Raw genomic sequence first — 7,042 nt, 5'->3', positions numbered from 1 at the left:
AGGTCTAAAACACAAGAGGTTGATGTGGTGCCGGAATAAGCGTGTTGACACGCTTAATGGCTGTAATGTGGTTGCACGGCAAGAGAGGACAAGCCGGGTTGCCCTCGCCGTCAAAGCGAGGATAGACATATCCTTATCGGTAAAAGGGAATAAATCACGATGCCGCATAGCGACGATTGGCAGTATGATCCGATCCTGGAACGCGAACTAACCACCCGCCGCCCCGCTGGGGGAATGATCCAAGCGGTCGAGATTGCGCAGTTGCCGTCGAGTGAATGGATCATCAACGTTAAAGTATCGTGGCATGGCGATAAGTGGCTGAATGTCTGCCTATTCGAGCAACCGACGCTTAAAACATACAAGCGACTGTCAAGTGCCGTGCGGCATGTCGTGCTCGATTACGGATATGAGGATGACCATATCCGATTGGTCCCCGACAAACAATGCAGCAACAAATTGGCGTTTTAGGCTTCCCTTTCCCCCTCATCGTGATATGTGCATAAATCTCGATGACGAGGGAGAAAGCGATGAAAGCTTTTAATTTCGCGCTCGCGGCCGCCTTGGTGGGGGCTGCGGTGCAATCGACCCCCGCTGTAGCGTCGGATAATACTTGGGCATGTGAGGTTGTTCTGTGCATCTCCAACCCGGGTGGTCCGACGCAATATCCAGCCTGTGTTCCACCGATAACGAAACTGTGGCGGGTGCTGGCTCTCGGCGGCAGCTTCCCGACATGCACGGGCGGGGGTATCGCCAAGACAAAATACAAGAAGCCGGATGATGGGAGGCCTGGTCGCTTGACGGTCACTTGGACTGACGGGCGGCAACAGACCTACTATCAGCCGCGCAACTGACCGGGAGCGGGAACGTGTTCCTCGAAACCGGAGCCGTTCTTTCGCTGGCGGCGCAATGCGCCCCAGCGGTAGCGCCGCATACGATCGCCGCGATCGTGGATGCGGAATCTTCCAACTATGTTTTTGCGATCAACGTCAACGGCGTGGCCAGTCAGCCGCGCCGTCCGCGCAATGAGGCGGAGGCTATCGCAACCGCGCGCTCTTATGTTGCGCGCGGCTACAGCGTGGATCTCGGCCTCGGCCAAATCAATTCACGCAACATGGGCTGGCTCGGCCTGACGTGGGACACTGTTTTCAAGCAGTGCGCCAATGTCGAAGCGGCAGGCCGTGTGCTCCTGTCCAATTTCCGTTCGGCCAAGACGGGTCGCACCCCGCAAGAGGCCCTTCGGGTCGCACTCAGCATGTATAACACAGGCTCTCAATCGAGAGGTTTCCGCAACGGCTATGTCGCCCGCGTGGAGAATGCAGGTCGCCGCGTCAGCGGTCGGCCTGCGACCGCAATCCCGACTGTCATCGTGGGCGATCAGCCCGCCAGCGCCGCCGTGAGCGACACTGGCGCCGGTCGTGTGCCGGTGGAGCTGGCGGAAATCGCAGCGGAGAACATGGAGGCGGCTCCACCGCCTGCACCGCCTGCGTGGGATGTTTTCGGCCGCGCCCAACACGCGCGGATTGGTTCGTAAGGCGAAGATAGGAGTTGTCGAATGTTTCGTATCTGGAAGATCAAGGCTGAATCCCGGCTCGACGCGCTGCTCGCGCGTCTCAAGCCCTCGCCGCTCATGGCGCGCGCGCTGCCCCTGTCGCTGCTGGCAAGCCTGCTCATAGCGGAGCCGGCTTTTGCGCAGGCAAACTTTGAAGGCCTGGCCGACAACATTCTCGGCCTGCTGAGCAACGGCTTGCTCCGCACGCTGGCGATCATCGCGATCATCGTCGTTGGCCTTCTGTGGTTCCTCGGCCGCGCGTCGGTGCAGATGCTCGTCACGGTCGTAGTTGGCGTGGTGATCGTGTTCTCCGCGCCGTGGATCGTCGACACGATTACGGGGTGATCGGGGATGGACGGTCAGGAAGAAATGACAAAAGACCCGCTGTTCTTGGCCGTCACCCGCCCCGCTTTGTGGGCGGGTGTTCCCATTGAGGCGGGCGCGCTCATCATCATGGCGGGCGCAATCACGTTGGTTGGTTCGGGCAATCCTCTCTACGGCGGCGCGGCCGCCGTCGCGCTTTATGCGATGGCGCGGCTCATCGTGCGGCATGACGTGAACGCATTCCGGCTGATCTTCCTTTGGGGCCGGACCAAAGCGGCGAACCGGAACCGCGTCTTTTGGGGTGGGTCGAGCTACACGCCGCTACCGCTCTACGGAATCAAGCGAAAGGGATTTGGTCGTGGTGTTCGGTAAGAGCGCGCTCGCGGAGAAGGTGCCTTTTGACAAGGCCAAGCGGGAGGAAATGCCAGAGAAATTCTTGCCGTATTCGCGGCATGTCAATGAGCATGTGGTCGCCCTCGATAATGGCGATCTTATGCTCATGCTCGAACTGGATGGCCGTCCTTTCGAGACTTCGGACGTGCGCGATCTGAACGATTGGCACACGCGCCTCAACGGGGTCTGGCGCAATATCCATGACGAGCGGCTTTCGATCTGGACGCACATGTTGCGGATGCGTGTGCGCGACTATCCGGGCGGCACGTTCCGCTCCCATTTCGCCGCGAAGCTCGATCAAAAATATTATGAGCGGATGACGGCTGAACGGATGTTCCGCAACCGCTTCTTCATGACGGTCGTGATCCGCCCAACAGCAAACGCGACCGACAAGCTGATGGATTTCCTGCGCAAGAAGCAGGAGGACAAGAACGCCAATATCGCGGAAGCTCTAGAGCTGCTGGAAGACAAGGTGCGCGATCTGGAAAAGCTGCTGCTGCGCGTTCGTCCGCGCCGTGTCGGCATCTATGAGCACCGGGGCCTCCTGTTCTCCGAACCGCTGGAAATACTGAACCAGGTGATGACCGGGCGCTATCGGCGCTGTCCTCTGGTTCGTGGTCGCCTCGGATCGGCGCTCTATGCGAGCCGCGCCATTATCGGCGCTGAGACATTTGAGGTCCGCGACGCCGATCATTCGATGTTCGGCGGCATTTTCGGCATTCGCGAGTATCCGTCATCGACAACGCCGCGCCAGTTTGAATCGCTGCTCTCGGTCGATTTCAGCCTCGCCATAACGCAGTCGTTCACGTTCCTGTCGCGCACAGCGGCAACAGAACGGTTCCGGCTTCGCCAGACCCAAATGGCGAACGCCGGTGACAAGGCGATCAGTCAGATGGATGAGTTGATCGACGCGGCGGACGATTTGCAATCGAACCGCTTTGTGCTGGGGGACCATCATTTCACGCTGACGGTGTTCGCGGAAGATTTGAAAAAGCTGCGCGATAATATGTCGATCGCGCGCGCTGCGCTGGCCGATACGGGCATGGTCGCCGCCCGCGAAAGCGCGGCGCTGGAAGCTGCCTATTGGTCGCAGCTGGTCGGCAATTTCGCGTGGAGGGCGCGCCCCGCACCGATCACGTCCTATAACTTCTCTGCGTTCTCGCCCTTCCATACGTTCCCGGCAGGGCACGAGGACGGCAATCATTGGGGGCCTGCGGTCGCGCTGCTCAAGACAAGCGCGCGCAGCCCATATTACTTCAATTTCCATTCGGCGGACCTGGGCCATTCGATGGTCATTGGTCCATCGGGCGGCGGCAAGACGGTGCTGGTCAATTTCCTGATGGCGCAGCTCGAAAAGTTCAACGCGCGCCATATCTTCATCGACAAGGATCAGGGCGCGGAGATTTTTGTCCGCGCCAGTGGCGGCACCTATCTCGCGCTGCGCAACGGGGAGCCTACGGGGTTCGCTCCGCTCAAGGCACTCGACAATACGGCTTCTCATCGCGCGTTCCTCGGTCGCTTCATCCGCCAGCTGGTGAAGCAAGAGGGTGCGCCGATCACGGTGCAGGAATCGCACCTGATCGACGATGGCATTGAAGCCGTGATGAAGCTGCCGCGCGAGCAACGCTCGCTGTCGGCGCTGCGGACCATGCTCGGTATGTCGGACTCGGGCGGCGTCGGCGCGCGCCTGGTCAAGTGGACCTCCGAGGGGAACCTTGGCTGGGTTTTCGATAATGAGGAAGATTCCATGTCGCTCGAAGCCCGTTTCGTGGGCTTCGATATGACCGACTTCCTCGAAAACGCGGAAATCCGCACGCCGGTCATGCTCTACTTGTTCGAGCGGATAGACGCGCTCCTGACAGGCGAGCGCATGGTGATTGCGATTGACGAATTTTGGAAGGCGCTGGCCGATCCGGCGTTCACAGCATTTGCGCAGGATGGCCTCAAGACATACCGCAAGCGCAACGCGTTCCTCGTCTTTGCAACGCAGTCGCCTGCAGACGCGCTGCGGTCCACGATCAGCCATTCGATCTTGGAGCAGGTCGCGACGAAAATCTTCCTGCCCAATCCGTTCGGCCAGCGCCGGGATTACATCGAAGGCTTCTCGCTCTCGGAGGCGGAATTTAAGCTGGTGCGCGAAGAGCTGTCGCCGGAAAGCCGCAAATTCCTCGTGAAGCAGGGCCATGACTCCGTTGTGGTCGGCCTGGATCTCATTGGCATGGACGATGAACTCGCCGTGCTGTCGGGGCGCGCTGAGACAACGGGCGTGGCCCGCGAAGTGATTGCCGAACTGGGCAATGATCCGAAGCTCTGGTTGCCGGAATTTCACCGGCGCCGGCGCCCAAGCTGAAAGGAGTGAGACTATGAAGCAGCTTTTCTTGGCGGCTGTGTCGATCGGGAGCCTTGCGGCCGCGACGCCAGCCAGTGCGCAGGGTATCCCTGTGTTCGATAGCACGTCCGTGCTCAAGCATATCGAACAAATCCAGAAGACCATGCAGATGATTGAGCAAGGTCGCCAGCAGATTGCGGAAGCGCAGCAGCTCTACCAAGGGCTGAACCAGCTGACCGATGTTTCCTCGATCGCCAACCAGCTCAAGACGGATTCGCTTCGCACGCTCGGCGTCGATGTGAACTCCCTCGAACGCATGGCGCGCGGCGATTTCAGCGGCGGCGGCGGCTACGGCGGCCGTTCCGATGCGATCTATCAGGACATGCTCGAACGTCTCGGCGTGTCCGCGAATGGCGATCAAACCGATGTTCGCTACCAGACAGCTCGCTCGATCGCGATGGACAAGGCCATGGCCGAAGGCATGGGCGAAGCGGCCACATCGCGCGGCGAAGGTCTGGAAGAGCTGCGCAATCGACTTGCGACCGCATCGACCGCAAAGGAAGTTGCGGACCTTCAAGCCCGCATCCAGCTCGAAAGCGCGTCGATGATGAACGATCAACTCCGCGTCGAAGCGTTGGAGCGAGCGCGCAGAGCAGAGGCCGCGGCGCACACGGCCGAAGCTTTTGCGGACAGGTCGCGCAAACGCGATGAGCAGCGTGCGCGAGCGCGCGCGGCAGCTGGAATCTGACATGAAGAAGATGGTCCTTCTTGCGATCAGCGCAGCCGGCTTTCTCGCCGGCTGCGAACGCGCGCCCACATTTCCCGAGATTCTGATGACCTATCATGATGTTGATTGGCTCAAAACTCATGAGGATCAGATTCCGGTGATCGTCGCTGAGTGCGACAAGATCGTGAACAGCGAACTCAAACAGTCGGACCTCCCCATGCCAGTGGCGCGCAATTGCGGAGGCATCAAGAACAAAATCGCCTCCATTGAAAGGTCGCGCAAACGCGATGAGCAGCGTGCGCGAGCGCGCGCGGCAGCTGGAATGTAAGGCTGAAAAAACAGCTTGAATTACACCTAATCGGAGCGGGCTGGTGGAATACGATCTCTTTACGAATGCCTATCAGGGCTTCACCAACGAACTCAATTCGGTAGTTGTATCCAACTATGCTGGGTTTGTTGGGTGGATCGCTGGACCGCTCCGCACTGGCATGATCATTTACATAATCTTGCTAGGCTACGCGATCATGCGCGGGGCGGTGCAATACCCCTTCCGCGAATATGTCTATCGCTCGCTGATGCTGGCCGCGCTCTATTATGCTGTGACAAACCTCTATGGAGCATCGCTCGCACAAATGATCGTGACCGGCCTACCGCATGAGTTTGCCTCGATCGTAGGCGGCTCACCGGAAGGCGTTGGCGGGTCTTTCGATGGGATGTGGGCGCGGGTCGATGATGCACTGCTCGCGATGCAGGATGCGACCGAGAAATACGCAGAGGAACACGCCTCACTGACTGATATTCCCGGCGCTGCCGCCGCAATTATGCTGTGTATCGGTGCCACTATCATCATTCTTTTGACAGCGATCGCGGCCCTGTTCGCCCTGGCCGTTGGCTTCGTAATCGTGCTCTACGCGCTCTTTGCGCTTGCATGTCTGGCGGTGGTCGGGCCGATCTTCGTAGCAGCGCTGCTGTTCGATTCCACCAGAAGCTATTTCTTCTCGTGGCTCGGCAGCGTCCTCAATTTTCTGATGTTGTCGCTATTTGCGATGCTTCTTGTGCTGGTTGTGGCCAATGTCGCTGAATCCGCAACAGCAACATTCGATGGCGATTTTGACAACATCTGGAGCACCTGTATCCGGATCATCGCGTTCTACATTCTCGCCTGCTTTTTCTTCATCCAAATCCCCGGAATTGCTGCCTCGCTGGGTGGCGGCGCGGCTGCAATGGTGACGCAGTTCGGCAACGCGGTGACGAAGGGTGGCGGCGCGATGGCAACGGGCGCAGGCCACGCGGCCAGCGATGCCCGCGCCATGGGAGCCAGCATGGGACGGGGCTTCTCGTCGGCGGTTCGCCGTTGGCGCAACCGAAACACAATCACCAGAGCTTGAGGGAACGAATATGCGCAAGTTGCTTGGACTCGGAATCTGCCTGGCGCTGGCGGCCTGCGCAGGTCAGCCCGTAAAAAAGCCAGCCAAATGTGAGGGGCCGATGCGGCCTGCCAATCCGCATGGGCTTACCCTCCCCTCAATCCCGGATCAGGCCGCACAGCGAACCGCGCCGGCAAATGTGGACGTGTTCAATCAGGGTGCACCGGCAACGCCGGACGCGGCCCCGGCAGACCCATCCACTCCGGGCAATGAACAGTCGGACGCATCGCGGGCGGTCGAAGTGCCGCGTCTAAGCGCCTCGCTGCGCGGCCCGATCTACTCGAATTGCTGAG

General features: G+C 59.7%; 9 protein-coding genes. All 9 read left to right on the top strand.

Going from position 1 to position 7,042, the window contains the following annotated elements:
* The first annotated feature begins 159 nt into the window (after window positions 1–159).
* On the top strand, window positions 160–468 hold the full coding sequence (locus ACVENA_RS23120; protein WP_020819813.1) for a hypothetical protein: 309 nt from the start codon (window positions 160–162) through the stop codon (window positions 466–468).
* Window positions 469–865: 397 nt separating this feature from the next.
* Window positions 866–1,531: a lytic transglycosylase domain-containing protein gene (locus ACVENA_RS23115; protein ID WP_059153594.1), complete on the top strand. Its 666-nt coding sequence runs from the start codon at window positions 866–868 to the stop codon at window positions 1,529–1,531.
* Window positions 1,532–1,552: 21 nt separating this feature from the next.
* Entirely contained in the window at window positions 1,553–1,894 is a 342-nt protein-coding gene (locus ACVENA_RS23110) for a TrbC/VirB2 family protein (protein ID WP_059153595.1), read from the top strand.
* Window positions 1,895–1,900: 6 nt separating this feature from the next.
* Complete coding sequence (locus ACVENA_RS23105; protein ID WP_006949650.1) at window positions 1,901–2,245, top strand: type IV secretion system protein VirB3; 345 nt, start codon at window positions 1,901–1,903, stop codon at window positions 2,243–2,245.
* The gene (locus tag ACVENA_RS23100; protein WP_006949654.1) at window positions 2,232–4,616 is read left to right on the top strand and encodes a VirB4 family type IV secretion/conjugal transfer ATPase; all 2,385 of its coding nucleotides are present in this window, start codon (window positions 2,232–2,234) and stop codon (window positions 4,614–4,616) included. Before ACVENA_RS23105 ends, ACVENA_RS23100 begins: the two co-directional genes overlap by 14 nt.
* Before the next feature lie 13 nt (window positions 4,617–4,629).
* Window positions 4,630–5,343: a type IV secretion system protein gene (locus ACVENA_RS23095; RefSeq protein WP_059153596.1), complete on the top strand. Its 714-nt coding sequence runs from the start codon at window positions 4,630–4,632 to the stop codon at window positions 5,341–5,343.
* Between the two features lies 1 nt (window position 5,344).
* Entirely contained in the window at window positions 5,345–5,650 is a 306-nt protein-coding gene (locus ACVENA_RS23090; protein WP_059153597.1) for a hypothetical protein, read from the top strand.
* 43 nt (window positions 5,651–5,693) lie between these two features.
* Window positions 5,694–6,710, top strand: a complete 1,017-nt coding sequence (locus ACVENA_RS23085) for a type IV secretion system protein (RefSeq protein WP_059153598.1) — start codon at window positions 5,694–5,696, stop codon at window positions 6,708–6,710.
* Window positions 6,711–6,720: 10 nt separating this feature from the next.
* Window positions 6,721–7,041 (top strand): hypothetical protein, encoded by a 321-nt coding sequence (locus ACVENA_RS23080; protein WP_022684495.1) that lies wholly within the window; start codon window positions 6,721–6,723, stop codon window positions 7,039–7,041.
* Window position 7,042: the final 1 nt, after the last annotated feature.

It is taken from the genome of Sphingopyxis sp. 550A, assembly GCF_053569535.1.
The sequence above is the reverse complement of the archived record's forward strand: the minus strand, read 5'-3'. Positions and strand labels throughout refer to the sequence as shown.